At 47.3% G+C, this 17832-nt stretch carries 18 protein-coding genes; 12 read left to right on the top strand and 6 right to left on the bottom strand.

Annotation, left to right across the window (positions count from 1 at the left end):
- Positions 1-55 precede the first annotated feature (55 nt).
- From SP90_RS07375 to SP90_RS07425, 12 genes are all read left to right on the top strand, one after another.
- Entirely contained in the window at positions 56-412 is a 357-nt protein-coding gene (locus SP90_RS07375) for a response regulator (protein ID WP_066854137.1), read from the top strand.
- Positions 413-432: 20 nt separating this feature from the next.
- Positions 433-882 (top strand): RrF2 family transcriptional regulator, encoded by a 450-nt coding sequence (locus SP90_RS07380; RefSeq protein ID WP_066854139.1) that lies wholly within the window; start codon positions 433-435, stop codon positions 880-882.
- 337 nt (positions 883-1219) lie between these two features.
- Complete coding sequence (locus tag SP90_RS07385) at positions 1220-1723, top strand: LSm family protein (protein WP_066854141.1); 504 nt, start codon at positions 1220-1222, stop codon at positions 1721-1723.
- Positions 1724-1759: 36 nt separating this feature from the next.
- Entirely contained in the window at positions 1760-3151 is a 1392-nt protein-coding gene (nusA, locus tag SP90_RS07390; RefSeq protein WP_066854143.1) for a transcription termination factor NusA, read from the top strand.
- 6 nt (positions 3152-3157) lie between these two features.
- Entirely contained in the window at positions 3158-3385 is a 228-nt protein-coding gene (locus SP90_RS16475) for a YlxR family protein (protein WP_082936344.1), read from the top strand.
- A 16-nt stretch (positions 3386-3401) separates the two neighbouring features.
- Positions 3402-6404: a translation initiation factor IF-2 gene (gene infB, locus SP90_RS07395; protein ID WP_066854149.1), complete on the top strand. Its 3003-nt coding sequence runs from the start codon at positions 3402-3404 to the stop codon at positions 6402-6404.
- A 112-nt stretch (positions 6405-6516) separates the two neighbouring features.
- Positions 6517-6807, top strand: a complete 291-nt coding sequence (locus tag SP90_RS07400; RefSeq protein ID WP_066854271.1) for a DUF503 domain-containing protein — start codon at positions 6517-6519, stop codon at positions 6805-6807.
- A 179-nt stretch (positions 6808-6986) separates the two neighbouring features.
- A complete protein-coding gene (locus SP90_RS07405; RefSeq protein ID WP_066854151.1) occupies positions 6987-7973 on the top strand; it encodes a DHH family phosphoesterase in 987 nt (328 codons plus the stop codon).
- A 6-nt stretch (positions 7974-7979) separates the two neighbouring features.
- Positions 7980-8903 (top strand): tRNA pseudouridine(55) synthase TruB, encoded by a 924-nt coding sequence (truB, locus tag SP90_RS07410; RefSeq protein ID WP_066854153.1) that lies wholly within the window; start codon positions 7980-7982, stop codon positions 8901-8903.
- Between the two features lie 30 nt (positions 8904-8933).
- Entirely contained in the window at positions 8934-9203 is a 270-nt protein-coding gene (gene rpsO / locus SP90_RS07415) for a 30S ribosomal protein S15 (RefSeq protein WP_066854159.1), read from the top strand.
- 255 nt (positions 9204-9458) lie between these two features.
- Complete coding sequence (gene pnp, locus SP90_RS07420; RefSeq protein WP_066854161.1) at positions 9459-11702, top strand: polyribonucleotide nucleotidyltransferase; 2244 nt, start codon at positions 9459-9461, stop codon at positions 11700-11702.
- A 329-nt stretch (positions 11703-12031) separates the two neighbouring features.
- Entirely contained in the window at positions 12032-12262 is a 231-nt protein-coding gene (locus SP90_RS07425) for a hypothetical protein (RefSeq protein ID WP_066854163.1), read from the top strand.
- Between the two features lie 141 nt (positions 12263-12403).
- Here SP90_RS07425 and SP90_RS07430 read toward each other — a convergent pair whose 3' ends face one another.
- From SP90_RS07430 to SP90_RS07455, 6 genes are all read right to left on the bottom strand, one after another.
- Positions 12404-12985 (bottom strand): hypothetical protein, encoded by a 582-nt coding sequence (locus SP90_RS07430; protein WP_066854165.1) that lies wholly within the window; start codon positions 12983-12985, stop codon positions 12404-12406.
- Between the two features lie 81 nt (positions 12986-13066).
- Entirely contained in the window at positions 13067-13702 is a 636-nt protein-coding gene (locus SP90_RS07435; protein ID WP_066854167.1) for a hypothetical protein, read from the bottom strand.
- Between the two features lie 77 nt (positions 13703-13779).
- Positions 13780-14373: a hypothetical protein gene (locus SP90_RS07440; protein ID WP_066854169.1), complete on the bottom strand. Its 594-nt coding sequence runs from the start codon at positions 14371-14373 to the stop codon at positions 13780-13782.
- 618 nt (positions 14374-14991) lie between these two features.
- Positions 14992-15345 carry a hypothetical protein gene (locus SP90_RS07445; RefSeq protein ID WP_066854171.1) on the bottom strand — a complete coding sequence of 118 codons (354 nt, stop codon included), beginning with the start codon at positions 15343-15345 and terminating at the stop codon, positions 14992-14994.
- A gap of 5 nt (positions 15346-15350) precedes the next feature.
- A complete protein-coding gene (locus SP90_RS07450) occupies positions 15351-15953 on the bottom strand; it encodes a hypothetical protein (protein ID WP_066854172.1) in 603 nt (200 codons plus the stop codon).
- Between the two features lie 426 nt (positions 15954-16379).
- Positions 16380-17711 carry a TrkH family potassium uptake protein gene (locus tag SP90_RS07455; RefSeq protein ID WP_066854173.1) on the bottom strand — a complete coding sequence of 444 codons (1332 nt, stop codon included), beginning with the start codon at positions 17709-17711 and terminating at the stop codon, positions 16380-16382.
- Positions 17712-17832 lie beyond the last annotated feature (121 nt).

Raw genomic sequence — 17832 nt, forward strand, 5'->3', positions numbered from 1 at the left:
GGTTTTTATCTTGGTGCCCTGCCGGTGCCCGCAACGTCTATCCAAAGAGTACGGTATGAGAAAGCGTATCCTTGTTATTGAGGATGATCCTAATGTCCTCGAGTACATGATCAATTTTCTACAGTCTGGTGATTACGATGCAGTGGGTGCCCAAAACGGGAATACTGCCCTTGATCTTGCTTCAGGAACTCCGTTTGATTTAATCACACTGAATATGGAAATGCGGCACGATTCCGGTGCAGTCGTCTATAAGCAGCTTTGTTCCGGCAACTGTAACAAGGAAACCCCGTTTATTTTTGTGGGCGGGCCACAGGAAATCCATCAGGCCATTCCCAATGCAGTGGCAACCGTAAATAAGCCTTTTGACCCCGATCGAATGCTCAACATCATTCGACAGACTCTCGGCGAATAGCTTTAACGTCTGGTCCGGTTATGAAATTCACCACACGAAGCCGTTACGCAACCCGTATGCTCCTCGACATTGCCATGAACGAGGAAGATGGTCCCGTATCCATTAAGGACGTGGCCATGCGGCAGGAAATCTCCATTAAATACCTTGAAAAACTGATGCGTGACCTCAAAAAAGAGGGCTACCTCACCAGCACTCTGGGTGCAAAGGGCGGGTATCATTTAGCACGTAATCCTTCCAGAATACGCCTCGGCGAACTTGTTCAGGCCTTGGAAAAAACAGAACCATGCTACGGCTGTGATGAAAATCACTCCTGCTGCCCTAGAGTACATGTATGCCTTACCCGCACCATGTGGGAAGAAGCATCCAAGGCCATGTATCAAAAGCTGAACCAGTTCTCTCTGGCTGATCTTATCCGCGACACATCCTTGTGCCCGAAAAACCAGCCGGACTCTGTTCCGCCACGGGTGTAACACCTGCCTGTACATTATAATGCATTGGCATTATAATCTTCTGCCAGATACCTATTTATAAAAGCCAGAAACCGCTTACATTTATAAAAAAACAGCTTGACAGGTTATCAAAAACTTTCTGCCCCATCCCTTGACTTTGGATACGTAAGGGCATAGTTAGTACCAGTTCAGCGCTTGCTGTCGTGCTATTGTTGCGCGCCAAGATAGAGCATAAGGGTTCGCCCTGCGCACTGTTTGCTGAAAACATCCTGTGGCCGTGAGGCCGTCGTTTACGGGGTGGCCTTTGTTCAGGGGCCTCCTTTTTTTTATTTGAGCGACAGGAAATAAGGAAGCAAAAATGACCGGAAACGGACTGTACCAGCAGATCAAAGATATTATCACACCACTCGTGGAAGATGCGGAACTCACCCTTTGGGGTTTCGAGCTCGGCTCCGGACAGCGCATGGTGGTTAGAATTTATGTAGAAGGCTCTGACGGTGTCACCATCGATCAGTGCGCAAAGCTTTCCAGACACATTGGCTTGACGCTCGAAGTTGAAGACGTCCTTTCTGATGCATACACACTGGAAGTTTCTTCCCCGGGGCTTGAACGACCATTTTTCACCGCCGAGCAGGTTTCACAGTATGTAGGAAAACCTGTGGCGATTGTATTGCGCGACCCGCATGACGAGTTCCCGGGACGCCGTAAATTCCAAGGCGAAGTCAAGTCCGTAACAGACAACACTATTGTCCTCTCCCTTCCGGATGATGAGGGCGACCTGACTGTCGATTGGAACGATCTGAAAAAAGCACACTTGGTACATATTTTTCCTGATACCAGCAAAGGCAAGAAAAAGAAGTAGGCAGACTTAGCGCAAGAGCGAGTCGGAGGAATTCAAATGAGCATGGATATTAAAAAAGCCATCGATCAGATCAGCAAAGACCGCGGCCTTGACCGTGACATGCTGATCGACACTTTAGAAGAAGCGGTTCGCACATCTGTTATTCGCAAATACGGCGAAGACCTTGATGTGGAAGTAAGCTTTAACGAAGACACCGGCGAAATTGAGGTGTTCCAGTTTAAAGTTGTTACCCGCGACGAAGATATCGAAAACGATATTACCCAAATTTCTATTGATGAGGCTCGTGAACACGACCCTTCAGTACAGCTCGACGACGAGATGGGCTTCCGCCTCAAGGTAGAAGACCTCGGCCGTATTGCGGCGCAGTCTGCCAAGCAGGTAATTATCCAGCGTATGCGTGATGCTGAACAGGAAATTATCTACGAAGAATTCAAAGACAGACAAGGTGAGATCCTCAGCGGTATTATCCAGCGCCGTGACAAAGCGGGTTGGATCATCAACCTTGGCCGTACTGAAGCTCTGCTGCCGAAAGACGAGCAAATCCCGCGCGAACACTACAAACGCGGTGACCGTGTTCAGGCACTGGTTATCGACGTTCGCAAAGAAGGCCGCGGCCCTCAGGTTATTGTTTCCCGCTCCCACCCGGACTACATGGCTATGCTCTTCAAGCGTGAAGTACCGGAAGTTGACGACGGCACCGTTGTTATCATGAACATTGCACGTGATCCGGGCAGCCGCGCAAAAGCTGCTGTAATGACCCGCGATCGTGATGTTGATCCTGTAGGTGCATGTGTTGGTATCCGTGGCTCCCGTATCCAGAACATTGTTCAGGAACTGCGCGGCGAACGCATCGACATCGTTGTCTGGAGCCCTGAGATCGCAACTTACGCGCGTAATGCATTATCTCCTGCTGTTATCACCCGCATTGTTGTGGATGAAGAAGAAAACATGCTGGAAGTAATCGTACCAGATAACCAGCTGACCAACGCCATCGGCCGTAAAGGTCAGAACGTTAAGCTTGCATCCAAGCTTCTCGGCTGGAAAATCGATATATTTACTGAAACCCGCTACAACGAAGGTCATGCTATCGGCAAAGGTCTCGACCAGCTTGCAAGTGTTGCAGAAGTTCCGCTTCAGGCATTTGTTGACGCCGGATTCCAGACCATTGAAAAACTGCAGGAAGCTTCTGATGAAGAACTTCTCACAGTTGAGGGACTTACTGAGTCTAAGATTACCGACCTTCGTACTGCCATCAACTTCCTTTCCTCTGCAATTGAAGGAACCCTTTCCACAGAGGACATTGATGAATCTGTAGTTGAAGATGACGCTGCCGAAGCTCCTGTAGCAGCTGAAGAAGCACCTGCAGAAGAAGTTGAAGAAGCAGAAGAGACTGAGGAAGACGTAACCGGTAAGAAAGAAACGGAATAATACCGGATGCACAAAGCCATCCGGAAACACCATACACCCGTCCGCAGATGTGTAATATGCCGCACAAACTTTCCTAAGAGTGAGCTTAGGCGGTATGTTTGCACACAGACAGAATCCGGTGATACAGTACCAGTCTTCGACGATAAGCAAGTAATGCCGGGTAGAGGTTACTATATCTGCAGCAGCCAGGAATGCGAAAAACGTTTCGCAAAGTTCAAAGGCTGGCGGAAGTAAAGGGGGTTTTTGCTACATGAGTGATAAGAAAATTAAAGTTAAAGAATTAAAAACAGAGCTGGGTGTTCCTACCAAGGATATCCTCTCAGCTCTGCGCGAGCTTGGGGTCTCCGCTAAAAGCGGTGAAACCTCTATACCGACTGAAATGATAGAGCAGGTTCGCGAACACATTACAAACGGTCCGGCTAAAAAAGAAGTAATGCGCAAGGAGACCTCCTCCGGCGTTATTGTTCGTCGCCGTAAAAAGGCTGATAAGCCGGCCGCCGCTAAGCCTGCAGAAGAAAAACAGGCAGCCGACGCAGAAAAGGTTCAGGAAGAAGTGAAAGAAGCTCCTGCTAAAAAAGAAGCTCCTAACGCTAAAGTTGTTACCCCTAAAAAGGAAACAAAGCCTGCTCCTGCTGCTGAAAGTGCCAAACCTGCTAAAGATGAGGCACCAAAGGTGCGCGTAGTGAAACCTGAAGAACTTGAAAAGCCTGCAGCTAAAGAAAAGACAGCTGATACCCCCCAGCAGTCCGCTAAAGCTGAGGCTCCTAAAAAAGAGCAGCCAGCTACTGAAGCTAAAAAAGAAGCAGCCCCGAAAGCTGAAGCTAAGAAAGTTGAAAAAGCAGAAAAGGTGGAACAGGCTGAACCTGCTCCGAAAAAAGCCGCTCCTGCTAAAGCTGCTGCTAAAGAAAAAGCTGAAGCACCTGCAGATGCAGATGCTAAGAAAAAGAAAAAGCCAGCTAAAAAACGTGAGGAAGCACCGGCTGCTCCGGCTGCACCTCAGGTTCGAATTATTTCCCGTCCTGACCCTGCTGTAGCTGCAGCAGAGGCCAGAGAACGCGAACAGCGTGCTGCTCGTCCGCAACAGCGTCGTGATGATCGTGGTGGTCGCCCTAACGGCGGCGGTCGTCCAAACGGAGGCCAAGGTCGTCCGGGTGGCGGTCAAGGTCGTCCAGGCGGTGGTCAGGGTCGCCCAGGTGGCGCTCAGGGTCGTCCGGGTGGCGGACAGGGTCGTCCTGCTGGCGGTGCTCCGCGTCCAGGTGGCGGCGGTGGTCGTCCAGCTCCAAACTTTACCGACGCTCCTTCACCGGATAAAAGCGGCGCACGTAATAAGAAACGCGGTGGTAAGAACAAACGCACCGTAGATTTCAACCAGCGTGACGGTTTCGATAAGAAAAAACGCGGTGGTAAGGATGCTTTTGCTTCTGATGAATGGCAGCGCAGTAAGCGTAAGCGTAAGAAGCAGGAACAGGCTCCTTCTACCCAGCCTCTGAAGGCTGCAAAGCGTAAAATTAAAGTGGATGACCACATTCGTGTATCCGACCTTGCTCACCAGATGGGTATTAAAGGTTCCGAGATCATTAAAGTGCTCATGCAGCTGGGCGTTATGGCTACTATCAACCAGTCACTCGACTTTGACACTGCGATTGTTGTAGCTGGCGAATTCCAGTACGAAATCGAAAAAGTAGGTTTCTCTGAAGAAGATTACCTCACTCCACGTGAAAATGATAAAGCGGAAGATCTGGAAATCAGACCTCCAGTTGTTACTATCATGGGTCACGTTGACCACGGTAAAACTTCTTTGCTTGATGCTATCCGCAAATCCAGCATTACCGACCGTGAAGCAGGTGGTATTACCCAGCACATCGGTGCGTACCACGTATCCACCCCTAACGGTGACCTCTGCTTCCTCGATACTCCTGGTCACGAAGCGTTTACCGCAATGCGTGCCCGTGGTGCTAAGGTAACGGATATTGTTATCCTTGTTGTTGCTGCTGACGACGGTGTAATGGAACAGACCCGTGAGGCTGTATCCCACGCCAAAGCTGCTGAAGTACCTATTATCGTAGCAGTTAACAAAATGGATAAAGAAGGTGCCAACCCTGACCGTGTAATGCGCGAACTTTCCGAAATCGGACTCGTTGCAGAATCATGGGGCGGTGACACCATCTTCGCTAACGTATCTGCAAAAACCGGCCTCGGTCTGGAAGAACTCCTTGAGATTCTTGCACTGCAGGCTGAAGTACTTGAACTGAAAGCTAACCCGAACAAGCCTGCTCGCGGTCACATTGTTGAAGCTAAGCTCGACAAAGGTCGCGGTGCGGTAGCTACCGTTCTTGTTCAGGAAGGTACCCTGAAACAGAGCGACATCTTCGTATGTGGCACCTTCTCAGGTCGTGTTCGTGCAATGTTCAACGATCAGGGCAAGAAAGTTCAAAAAGCTGGTCCTTCTACTCCGGTAGAAGTACAGGGCTTTGACGGTGTACCGGAAGCTGGTGAAGAGTTCGTAGCTCTTGATGACGAAAAAGTAGCACGCCGCATTGCGGATCAGCGTTCCATTAAAGAACGTGAACGTGCGCTTGCCCGTGAGTCTAAAGTTACTCTCGAAACCTTCCTTGCAAGCCGTGCTGATGCTGAAGAAGCTCAGGTTCTGAACGTTGTTGTTAAAGCTGACGTACAGGGCTCTGTAGAAGCAATCATTGATGCGCTTAAGAAGCAGGCAACTGAGAAAGTTAAGGTTGATGTAATCCACTCCGGTGCTGGTTCCATTACCGAATCTGATATTCTCCTCGCTTCTGCTTCCAACGCTGTTATCATCGGCTTTAACGTTCGCCCTACAGTGAAAGTTAAAGAGGTTGCTGAACAGGAAGGCGTAGACATCCGCTTCTACGACATCATCTACAAGCTCGTGGAAGAAGTTCGCGCAGCTATGGCCGGTATTCTTGCTCCTATCGTTAAGGAACAGTACCTCGGTCAGGCAACAGTTCGTGAAACATTCAGCGTACCGAAAATCGGTGTTATTGCCGGTTGTCACGTTGATGACGGTAAAATCAGCCGTAACGCTGGTGTTCGTCTGCTTCGCGACGGTGTGGTTATCTATACTGGTACTATCTCTTCCCTCAAACGCTTCAAAGACGATGCTAAAGAAGTAATGAAGGGCTACGAGTGTGGTATCGGACTCGAACGCTTTAACGACATCAAAATTGGTGACGCTATCGAAGCATTCGAAGAAGTTGAAGAAGCCGCAACTCTGTAAGCAATGCTAGTATGAGCGGAACCGGATGTTTCGTCCGGTTCCGCTATTTATATTTATTTTCTGTATCCACGCGAGACAGAAAAAGCATGATCAAACGTTTTTTGGTGCTGTTATGATTATCGGAGTCCTGCGAGTTGAATACGCGTTGCATGGCAATGAATCGTTGAAAGACAAACGGCGTGTAGCCAACAGTCTGAAAACAAAAGTTCGTAACAAATTCAATGTGTCCATTGCTGAAGTCGGCTCGGAAAATTCAATGTCGACTCTGGCACTCAGCCTTGTCAGCGTGAGCAATAGTGAAAAGCACCTGCAAAGCAGACTCACAAAATGTCTGAGCATGATGGAAGCAGTGTGCCACGAAGAAATGACATACAGTGACATGGAATTTTTTGGTGTTGAGTAGCCAAACACGAAAAGTATGCGTTCCCAACTCAACTCCATCCAACACCATCACTTGCGGACATAGTAGTCCAACATAATTTTTTACACCTTTCCGCGGTCACAGGGCGCGCCCCCTGCGGGTACAGGGCAGAGCCCTTACCCGTCGAAGATTCGCCAAAGGCACTCAACAAAGAATAGTACATGCCAAACACAGTATCACAAATTGCACAGGCGATTCACGCCAATGAAGCGTTTCTTCTGACAGCCCACATCAATCCGGATGGTGACGCTGTCGGTTCTGTTGCTGCTATGGCATGGCTGCTTACCAAGCTTGATAAAAAGCCGATTATTTTTCTTGAGTCAGGCATTCCTGCGTATCTTGACTGGGTAGAACTTCCATGTGCTGTTCTCTCCACAGCAGGAGAGCTTGCAACCTGCAAACCGGAACAGATTATTGTAATGGACTGCGGCGACGCAGAACGTTCCGGCGAAATCATGACCAGCTACCTTGCTGAAACGGAAGCTTCCGTCATCAACATAGACCATCACCTGCATAACCCTATGTTCGGTGCAATCAATCTTGTTGATACAGCAGTCAGTTCCACAGGTGAACTGGTTGCGAACATTGCAGAAGAGCTTGGTCTTGCCTTTGAAGGATTTCTCGGAGAAGGACTGTATCTTGCGATCAGTTCCGACACAGGGCGTTTTGCATTCAACAACACAACTGCTCGCGCGCATGAAATTGCATCTCAAGTTGTACGTTCCGGATTAAGAGCCGGTGATTTCAACGAAAAACTGGACAGTGACTGGAGTGTAAACAAAATCAGACTCTGGGCTGAACTCTTTTCAAATATTGAAATTGCGCTTAACGGAAAAGTAGCATATCTGACACTTCCCAAAGCACTTTTCGAACGTACCGGTACTGAATATTCTGACATAGAATTAATCATCAACTATCTCCGTAAAATAGAGAATGTTGACGTGGCTATGACCGTGCGTGAAACAGAGACAGGTTCCAAGGCAAGCCTGCGTTCTCACGGTGCTGTGGATGTACAGAAAATGGCAGCAAGCCTTGGCGGCGGCGGGCATAAAAATGCTGCCGGTATCAGCCTGGATCTTCCGCTGGATGCAGCAGTAGAAACCCTGCTTGCCACTATTGATCAGAATCTGGTATTAAACGAGGCATAAATTTTCATGGCACAAGTACCACAACAGCACGGTATTCTGCTTCTCAATAAGCCCAAAGGTCCTTCTTCCGGTGGATGTATCGGAAAGATTAAACGCCTCGGGCAAAAAAAGATCGGTCACGCTGGTACTCTCGACCCTATGGCACAAGGGGTACTGATCGTTTTACTCGGACAGGGCACTAAACTGTCCAACTACCTTATGGCCGGCGGTGAAAAAGTGTATTCCGGTACCATTAAACTTGGTGAAACTACGGATACATGGGATGCCGAAGGTCAGGTTACAGCCACTGCGGACTGGCAGCACATCACTGAAGAAGATGTGCGTAATGAAGTAGCGCACTGGCTTGAAATTACCGAGCAGGAAGTTCCTGCATTCTCAGCGGCAAAGCACAAAGGGAAATCCTTGTATAAGCTGGCGAGAGAGGGTAAAGAAACACCGGTTAAGATAAAAACCGTTAAAATTTCTGAAGCAGCAACTCTATCGGTTGAGTTGCCGTTTCTCCGTTTCCGGGTTCGGTGCAGCTCCGGCACATATATTCGGTCCCTGGCCCACAGCTTGGGGATTCGATTGCAGTGCGGGGCGGTACTCACCGAGCTTATCCGGGAATACAGCCATCCGTTCTCGCTGGACAATGCCTGCGAGCCCGATGAACTGGTTGAGAACCCAGAACTGCTTGCATCAAAGATTATTCCTTTGGAGCAGGCACTGCCTACATGGCCTAAGATTGTCCTCAGCGATGAGGAAACTGCTTTGGTCAAAAACGGCAACCCGATTCCGTATGATCCGGAAAAAGTTGCGCAGATGCCGTTTTCTATCGGTATTAACGCAATGCTTCTGGATGCAGACAGAACGCCTCTGGCTCTTGCTGAAACCAACATCGTGCAACGTCAGCCTGTATGGTCCATCCTGCGCGGCCTTTGGCAATCTTAATTAACCTTATTATCCTTGGAGGATATCGCTGTGGTAATGACACCTGAAACCAAGCAGGCAGTTATTAATGAATTTGCTCAGAAAGAAGGAGACACCGGTTCTCCAGAAGTACAGGTAGCTCTTCTGACTGCCCGTATCAAATACCTTACCGAGCACTTCAAAGAGCACAAACACGACTACCACTCCCGTACTGGTCTGTTGAAGCTCGTAGGTCAGCGTCGTAAGCTTCTGAAGTACCTTGCTAACAAGGACGTTCAGCGCTACCGTGATCTCATCAAAAGACTTGGCCTCCGTAAGTAGGCAACTTTACAGGGGAATCTTAACGATTCCCCTGTTCTCATATATTTATTGTATCCGTTGAGTATACTGAACCGAAAGGTCAGTCTGAAACCGCAGTACACTCTGCGAAGTAATCAGCGAGATACCTATGCAGTATCGCGAAAGGGGGGTCCGGGAAGAAGGTTTTTCCCAGCCTGCCGAATGACGGCATGTAGTTGCTTGCTAAAAGCACTCTCCCCGGAATCCCCTTCGCTAATAAACGATGAGGATTTTATAATGGAAAATAAATTTGGCGCACAGCGCCTCAGCGCCACCATCGGCGGCAAAGAAATTACTATTGAGACAGGCCGCCTTGCCAATCAGGCTGACGGTTCTATCTGGATTCAGTGCGGCGGCACAGTAGTTCTCGTAACTGCTTGTACACAGCCAACTGACCGCGATCTCGGCTTCTTCCCGCTCACTGTTGAGTACACTGAAAAAATGTACGCAGCAGGCCGTATCCCGGGTTCTTTCTTCCGTCGTGAAATGGGTCGTCCATCCGAGCGTGAAACTCTTTGCGCACGTGTAATTGACCGCCCTATCCGTCCAATGTTCCCTAAAGGCTTCCGCGACGAAGTTCAGGTTCTTGCAAACGTTATCTCTTCTGACCAGCTCAACGAGTCTGACGTTCTTGCTCTTACCGGTGCTTCTGCAGCACTTACCATCTCTTCCATTCCATTCGACGGCCCGATTGCAGGTGCACGTGTTTGTCGAGTTAACGGCGAGTTCGTACTGAACCCGACTGTTAAAGAACAGGAAGGTGCTGACCTTAACCTCGTATTCGCAGCATCCCGTGACGCTGTAGTAATGGTAGAAGGTGAAGCTAACTTCGTTCCTGAAGCTGTTATTGCTGACGCACTCAGCTGGGGTCACAAAGAAATCGAACCTCTCTTTGACCTGCAGGACGAACTTCGCAAACTTTGCGGTAAAGAAAAGCTCGAATTTACTCCACCTGTTCCAAACGAAGAGCTCAAAGCGCGCGTTGAAGAACTGGCAACTGAAGACCTCAAAGCAGCGCTTCAGGTTGCAGACAAAATGGAACGTAAAGAAGCTCGCAAAGCTGTTAAAGTTAAGGTTATGGAAACTCTTTCTGCTGAAGAACAGTACGAAGAAGATCCTTCCCCGCTTGCAGAAGTTGGCGATATTCTCGGCGCACTTGAAAAAGATATTGTACGTACCCGTATCCACAAAGAAGGCCTGCGTATTGACGGTCGTGACGTAAGCACTGTACGTCCGATTGTTATTGAAACCGGCGTCCTTCCTCGTGCACACGGTTCTTCTATTTTTGCACGTGGCGAAACCAAGTCCATGGTAGTTGCTACCCTTGGTTCAACCACAGACGAGCAGCGTATGGACTCCCTCATGGGTGATGTAACCAAACGCTTTATGCTCCACTACAACTTTGCTCCGTACTGCGTTGGCGAAGTTAAAATGGTTCGTGTATCCCGCCGCGAAATCGGTCACGGTGCACTTGCTGAAAAAGCTCTCCGTCCAATCCTTCCTTCCAGCGAAGACTTCCCGTTCACTGTTCGCGTAGTTTCTGAAACTATGGAATCCAACGGTTCTTCTTCCATGGCAGCGGTAACCGGCGGTTGTATGTCCCTTATGGACGCAGGTATCCCTGTTAAAGCTCCTGTTGCTGGTATTGCAATGGGTCTTATCAAAGAAGGCGACGACTACATCGTTCTTACCGACATTCTCGGTGACGAAGACGCTCTCGGCGATATGGACTTTAAAATTGCCGGTACAGCTGAAGGTATCACCGCAGTTCAGATGGATATCAAAATTTCCGGTATCCCTTCTGAGGTTATGGTACGCGCTCTTGAACAGGCTCGTGACGCTCGTCTGCACATCCTTGATGAAATGGCAAAAGAGCTTCCTGCTTCCCGCGAAGAGCTTTCCAAATACGCTCCGCAGATTGCAACTCTTGAAGTTAACCCGGACGTTATCCGCGTTATCATCGGCCCTGGTGGTAAGAACATCAAAGCTATTACTGCTGCAACCGATGCTTCCATTGATATTGAAGACAGCGGTAAAGTAACCATCTTTGCTCCTACTCTCGAATCCCTTGAACAGGCACGTGAGATGGTTCAGTACTACGACCAGCGCGCAGAGCTTGGCAAAGACTACATGGGTAAAGTTAAGAAAATTCTCGAAATCGGTGCGATTGTAGAGATTCTTCCTAACGTTGAAGCTCTTGTACACATTTCCCAGCTCGATATCGCTCGTATCGAAAAAGTTGAAGACCTCGTGTCCCTCGGTGAAGACATGAAAGTTAAAGTCATCGAAATTAATGATGGCCGTGTTCGTGCTTCCCGCAAAGCAGTACTTCTCGAAGCTCAGGGTACCCCTTGGACTCCGGAATCCACTGCACGCCCGCAGCGTCGCCCGGGTGGTCGTGATGATCGCCGTGGTGGCGGCCGTGATGACCGTCGCAATGGTGGTCGCCGCGATGACCGTCGTGGTGGCGGACGCCGCTAGTATACAAAACGTCAAAGAGCGGAAGCACAGCTTCCGCTCTTTTTTTATATCCTGTTCACAACCTGCACATGCACTTTTCCATAAAAACATCTATCCAGATGTTCTGTTCTCCCACTTTTTTTGCATAAAACATGGCAAAACAACACTCCGCAGTAAGCCGTAACTTCCCTACATGAAACGAAAAAAATGCGTTAATAACGGAAATCCAATTGACATAAGTTATATCTGCTAGATAATGTGCCTCTGGCATCGTGTCCGGTAGGGGCGGACACATATCGCGTTCAGATTCAACACGCCGTTACCGGGGGGCAACGGTAAGAGAGAAGACTATGTACACAGTGGATCACCTTCAGGCTCAGCATCTTGAGACAATGCAGCGCCTTTCCAAGGATCAGGAAAAAAGTGCTCGAAAATTACAGCACCAGCTTGATCAGATCAATGAAGCATTCGGCGAATTAAACGAGGCACTCATGGCAAGCTTTACTTCTGCTTCTCCGGCAAACGTAAAAGCTCCTCGTATCGGTGGCTTTTTCTCACAGGTTAAAGGCTTGTTTCTGTAGTCTTCCTGCTGGCTATCAGCCACTTTCTATCAACATTTTCCCCATCAAATTTTCTAGAAAAAACATCCTGCCCGAACTTGCTCGGACAGGATGTTTTTTCTGTTTTTGTACGACTGCTCGCTTTCAAATGACTGCTGGCAGTTAGCGGGATCGGAAATCATCTCTATCAAGCGTATACAAATCTCTGGCTTCCGGAGCCGGAGGTCTGCCGCTTACCTTATCCGGACTGAGTACCATGACACGGGCAATCACTTTTCGGCCTATCAAACGGTCATACACATCAACCTTGTAGCCCGGTGCGACAGGGTGACCTGTACTTTTGATGTAATCTAGATATCTGCGATATTCCAGACTGGTATTCCCTGTATCAAGTTGATAGGAACCGCTACGCCAACCTGTCCCCCATCTTGAGGCAGTTGAGCCTTTTAATGGGCGGACAAAGTATCTGTTACCGGAAACATTCATTGTCTGGGATAAAATATACGATTCGCCTTGTCCAAACACTGTTGTGTTAAATGTCTGATACGGGAATGCCCCGCTTTCCCATGTTTGCGGTTCTACATTAACACTGACATTGCCTACCTTCTCATATCCTTCAGGCAACTTGAACTTGGAAGTACCATAGACAGTGTACATCCGTGTTTCAGGATTCAATCTGGAACCACAACCTACAACAATTACTGCAGTAACGAGCAGCAGCAATATTTTGCCCAGTTTAACCATTACGCACCTCATCTCTTTTTATGACCTGAATACCGGGTCGAAAAATTGTCATTATTAATACAGCTTGTACCGTTCCCAGCGTCACTCAACTGTTCTGTATGTTCTGACTGGATATAATTCGGGAAATTGCGGCACAAGCACACTTGCACCTGTTGCAGGACGTAACTCAAGAACACGAATAATCACGCGACCGGAAAAACGTTTTGCATATACATTTATAGCGAACGAGTCCGAAAGCTCTTCATCTTGTTGCTGTAAAAAATTGAAATATTGAGAATACTCAGAATTAGCTGTATCTGCAGGAACTGTAAATGTTGTGAGCTGCCATGTGGTGCCCCAACGCTCAACATCCTCATTGACTAGTGGTTCAAAATAATATTTATCACTTCCGAGACGTGTCCACTGGGTAAAATAATACGTACCGTTATACGCATACACTGTTGTAGATAAATATTGCGGAACGGTCAGATCCGGTATGGGTACAGATGGCTGCCATGCAACCTCAACTGTGCCAAGGTTAGAATATGTTGATGGAATATCTATAAAGACATGACCATAAACTACCTTGCGCACATCCTCTGCTTTTTGACCGATAGCAACTTCTTCTCCGAAGGTGCCCGGGTATATGGTAGACATAACATTGCTTGAACAACCTGCCGCAATCAGGCTGAACAGCCCCACAATAAGCCGCACCGCTATTGTATAACTTTTGTCCACAATTACTTCCCCCTAAAAAAAGAATGCCCTCGAAGTATACTCCGAGGGCATTTTTTACTTATATGATTACCTGACAGCTAAGATCTGCCGCCACCGAAACCGTTTCCGTAGTCGTAGTACTGGTATAAATCGTTGAATGAAGGCATTGCCGCCACGCCACCAACGTCAGTCGGGGTAAGGCTGATAACACGTGCAACTACATTCGGTGTAACCTTCTGGTCGTACATGGCAACTCTGTATAATGGAGCCAGCTGACCGCCTTTTTCGCGGATGCAGGAGAAGTATCGTGCATACTCTTTATCAGTAGTTCCTGATGAAAGGGAGTAATTTCCTTTTCTCCAGCCGCTTCCCCACATCTCTGCTGTGGAGCCTTGAAGGGCTTTAACATGATAGTATGGAGTTTTGAAAATCATCTTCTGTACAAGAACGTAGCACTGTCCCTGTCCATAAATTTCTGTGTCCCACCATTGGTACGGGTACAGACCTTCAATCGGGATATTAATGGTATCAGGCAATACACCAACGGTTGTGGTGCCAACTAATGAATACCCAACAGGTACAACAGTCTTTGCACTACCGTACACTCGCATCGGCTCACCAGCCTGAGTTTGAGCGCAGCCTGCAAGCACCATAAGGGCGATCACAACAAACAAGCAACGTGTTAATTTCATAGCATTCCTCACTAGAGTTATGTGAAAATACTGCTTAACAAGAATAATCATTATAATTCTTTGCCAAGGGACTCTGCTCTATTCAGCATTTCAACAATAGCGGATACCAAATCGATTGCCATAATATTTTCAAATAACATCATTCTTTATAACAACTTACTACACTTCTGGCTTGTTCATTTTTTCATACGCACAAAGGAATACTTTTTTACCGTCCGACATGTTTGATTGTTTTTATATCCACTGTTGTTGAATACGTTAATCTGATTATATCGCTGTCACAACAGTCTTTTTTTTTATCTACGCATGATGATTTCAATACTCTTTTGCACTTTACAATTCTTTTTCGATCCTCATTGCGCAATAGTACAGTATCTTTCATGCTAAATTTCAAAATGTAACGTACTTTTTCCTTGTTAAACTGATATGTTCACTACCAATATCAAACCAAACTTGGTCAACAGCGTGACATCATCAAAAAATAAAAAACGCGGTATACTCTCATAGAAATCTGAGAATATACCGCGTACCAAACGCATTATTCGGACACTCGGTCTGAACTATATACTTTAGGTCATCAGCAATATGCAGCAAAGCGTATGCAATAGCACACAGCCGCTACCCTTGCTTGTCCACATAATGGGATATTGAAGCTTCCGGGATAGTAACCGACTTCTGGTACCCGTTATAACCTGATGACTTTTGTTTGCTTGCTAAAAGTTGAGACTTCAATGAGGCGTGCAGTTTTTTCAATTCATCTGTTAATAACAGTTGAACATTCTGCATTTTCAGCAATTTTTGCCGAAGTTCACTCTCAATATCACCTGTGCGAAGAGCCCACGCCTCTGAGATAAGACGTTCACGCTCCACAGCAGCCTCGTCAGCAACATCCATGTCACCATTTTTTAAGGCTTCCAGTTCTTGCTCTCCAATCCGGAGGGCTTCGTCAAGCAATGTAAGGCTGTTTGCCATACCAGTTATCCCTCGCAGACGATCTCCAGTTTTTCACGCATAAAAGCAACAAGCCCTTTCCAATTGGAAACTGCTGCTGCAAAGTCACCGTCAAGAATAGCGGCAAGAGCCTGCCAGTCTTCGCTACCGGTAGCTTCACTCATGGCTTCAAACTGAGAAGAAACTTCTTCTACAATCTTTTCGAACATATCTTCATTACCTTCTACATATTCAGCACGCAGAACAGCGAGCATGCCCATAAAGTCATGAAGAACGTTGAGTAATTCTGTAAACAGTGCCAGAGCTTCGCCTTCCTGACCATTGCGGAACATACCGGCAATGTGGCGGGAGCTGTTTTCCATAAGGACAACAACTTTTTCAAGCTCATCTACAATACCGAGAGCAAACTCGTTCACAGGAACGCTTTTGATCTCTACGCGGTCAAAGGAACTGGTTTCCAGTTCGCCAGCCTGATTCGGGTATTCTTCCTGAAACTGTGCTTCATCTACAAGCACATCAGTAACAATCCTGTTTTCAAGCTCGTCTTCCATAACCTTAACGAGTAATTCCTCAAGGTTAGCAAAGGTGTTTACATTATATTCTGCTGCATTACCGTCAATAACAATCATTATTGAGCCTCCTGATGCCTGTTAGGGCGATTTTTTCCTTTGCCCCTCTTAGTACAAGTTCTGTGCCACGTAATATTCACTAATTGCAGAAAAAATGAATAAACACTCAAAAACATATTTCTTCCGACACCAAAAACACCCTATAACCAATTAATTTACATGACTTTATTCAAAAAAAAAGCTTTTTGGTTTTTTTCTCAATCAAGAGAGCATGTTACCTGTTCAGGACATGATACAATGCAACAAATTCCTGTCTCGTCAACTTACTGACGTAACATGCTGCCAAACAACAGACATAAAAAAACGTAAGTCTGCTTCTGCATTCCTTACGTCATAATACCCAACTGTTATATAGTACGATACAGTGTCACAACGAATCGCTTTTACGGGTAATGAATACTCCACAAGCAACCAAGTTCACCAAGCCTATCCCACAGGCAGATCCACCTCCGGCACCTGATACCGCACATCTGACCGAATATTATGCATAGCGGTCAGCACCCAGACAGGGCCTACGCGCCCCACAAACATAATAAACATAATGATGCCCTTACCTGCTGTAGTGAGCTTTGCGGTAAACCCTACACTCAACCCTACTGTCGTAAACGCAGAAACAACTTCAAAGAAGATCTCTACCAACTGCCCGCGCACTTCAAACTGTGACAAGTTTTTGCCTTCTGTTAATGTCAGCGCAAACGTTGCTAAAAAAATCAGCAGAACAGAGCCGGACACCAGCATCAAAACCTTATGAATGGTCTTTTGCCCAAGCGCCCTGCCGTTCATTACTACCTGCTCACGCCCTCTGAATTGTGCCGCCAGAAAAGCCAAAAAACCACGAAACGTCGTCACTTTTATACCGCCGGCACATGATCCGGGTGCTCCGCCGACAAACATCAAAAACAACAAAATCAGCAGAGACATGTTTGTCATTTCTTCAAGGCGAATCGTACTGAAACCGGTAGTACGCGCAGATACGGAGAAAAAGAGCGATGTAAGAAATGAAGTTGAGATTTCCTCCCCGGATGCAACTACGATCAGGTTTACCCCGTACAAGGCAACGGCGCCCCCTAAAACGAGCCAGAAGGATGTCTCAAGCACTATTCGCACAGAGTATCTCATACGCTTACGCCTGTAACCACGAAGCCACAAAAAGCCTTCATCCAGAACAGAAAATCCCAGAGCTCCCGCCAAAATAAGTCCCATAAAAATACAAGTAATACCTGTGTCTGTCCTAAATTGCATAAGGCTGTCCGGGAAAAGGGATATTCCGGCATTACAAAAAGCTGACACAGCATGGAACACTGCTGTAAAGGGTGAAAATCGACCATTGCCCAGCACATAGAGCAGCACCGCACCAACGGTTTCAAGCCCCAGTACGATAACCAGAAGACGCTGCAAAAACATTCCAAGATGGAACGTATTGTCGTGCAGTAGCGCAGCTCCCACGGCAAGCCTGTCCGTGAGAGATACCTTTTTTCTCCATAAATAAAAGGCGAGCGTGGAGTATGTCATTACCCCCAGACCGCCTAACTGCATCAGACAAAGAATAATCCAATGCCCCTCGCGGGAAAATCCTGTTTCCCACGAAACAACGCCCAGTCCGGTAACACACAGAGCTGACGTTGCCGTGAACATGGCATCAATCCACGACAATTTACCATCAGCCGATGTTTCATGCAGCAACACCGTTCCGATAAGAATGGTCATAACAAAGACCAAAAGAGGAAGCACAAAAGGCAGATAGCTTCGTTTAGCCATACTCCCAAAGTACCGTTCACGGTTTTTTATAACAAGTATCTATCCGAAGTTGTTCCTACTTGTCTCATAAGGATTTTCTTGATTTCACCGGACAAGACGCTTAAAGCCATCTCGCAAGCAA

Origin of the sequence: Halodesulfovibrio spirochaetisodalis, from assembly GCF_001672295.1 — a bacterium.
Taxonomy (GTDB): domain Bacteria; phylum Desulfobacterota; class Desulfovibrionia; order Desulfovibrionales; family Desulfovibrionaceae; genus Halodesulfovibrio; species Halodesulfovibrio spirochaetisodalis.

Excerpts from the sequence above, each read along its gene's own strand:
- SP90_RS07380 (WP_066854139.1), top strand. The coding sequence starts at position 433 with ATGAAATTCACCACACGAAGCCGTTACGCAACCCGTATGCTCCTCGAC.
- truB (WP_066854153.1), top strand. The coding sequence starts at position 7,980 with ATGGCACAAGTACCACAACAGCACGGTATTCTGCTTCTCAATAAGCCC.
- SP90_RS07425 (WP_066854163.1), top strand. The coding sequence starts at position 12,032 with ATGTACACAGTGGATCACCTTCAGGCTCAGCATCTTGAGACAATGCAG.
- SP90_RS07445 (WP_066854171.1), bottom strand. The coding sequence starts at position 15,345 with ATGGCAAACAGCCTTACATTGCTTGACGAAGCCCTCCGGATTGGAGAG.
- SP90_RS07385 (WP_066854141.1), top strand. The coding sequence starts at position 1,220 with ATGACCGGAAACGGACTGTACCAGCAGATCAAAGATATTATCACACCA.
- SP90_RS07450 (WP_066854172.1), bottom strand. The coding sequence starts at position 15,953 with ATGATTGTTATTGACGGTAATGCAGCAGAATATAATGTAAACACCTTT.
- SP90_RS07455 (WP_066854173.1), bottom strand. The coding sequence starts at position 17,711 with ATGGCTAAACGAAGCTATCTGCCTTTTGTGCTTCCTCTTTTGGTCTTT.
- infB (WP_066854149.1), top strand. The coding sequence starts at position 3,402 with ATGAGTGATAAGAAAATTAAAGTTAAAGAATTAAAAACAGAGCTGGGT.
- SP90_RS07400 (WP_066854271.1), top strand. The coding sequence starts at position 6,517 with ATGATTATCGGAGTCCTGCGAGTTGAATACGCGTTGCATGGCAATGAA.
- SP90_RS07375 (WP_066854137.1), top strand. The coding sequence starts at position 56 with ATGAGAAAGCGTATCCTTGTTATTGAGGATGATCCTAATGTCCTCGAG.
- SP90_RS16475 (WP_082936344.1), top strand. The coding sequence starts at position 3,158 with ATGCACAAAGCCATCCGGAAACACCATACACCCGTCCGCAGATGTGTA.
- SP90_RS07405 (WP_066854151.1), top strand. The coding sequence starts at position 6,987 with ATGCCAAACACAGTATCACAAATTGCACAGGCGATTCACGCCAATGAA.
- SP90_RS07440 (WP_066854169.1), bottom strand. The coding sequence starts at position 14,373 with ATGAAATTAACACGTTGCTTGTTTGTTGTGATCGCCCTTATGGTGCTT.
- nusA (WP_066854143.1), top strand. The coding sequence starts at position 1,760 with ATGAGCATGGATATTAAAAAAGCCATCGATCAGATCAGCAAAGACCGC.
- SP90_RS07430 (WP_066854165.1), bottom strand. The coding sequence starts at position 12,985 with ATGGTTAAACTGGGCAAAATATTGCTGCTGCTCGTTACTGCAGTAATT.
- pnp (WP_066854161.1), top strand. The coding sequence starts at position 9,459 with ATGGAAAATAAATTTGGCGCACAGCGCCTCAGCGCCACCATCGGCGGC.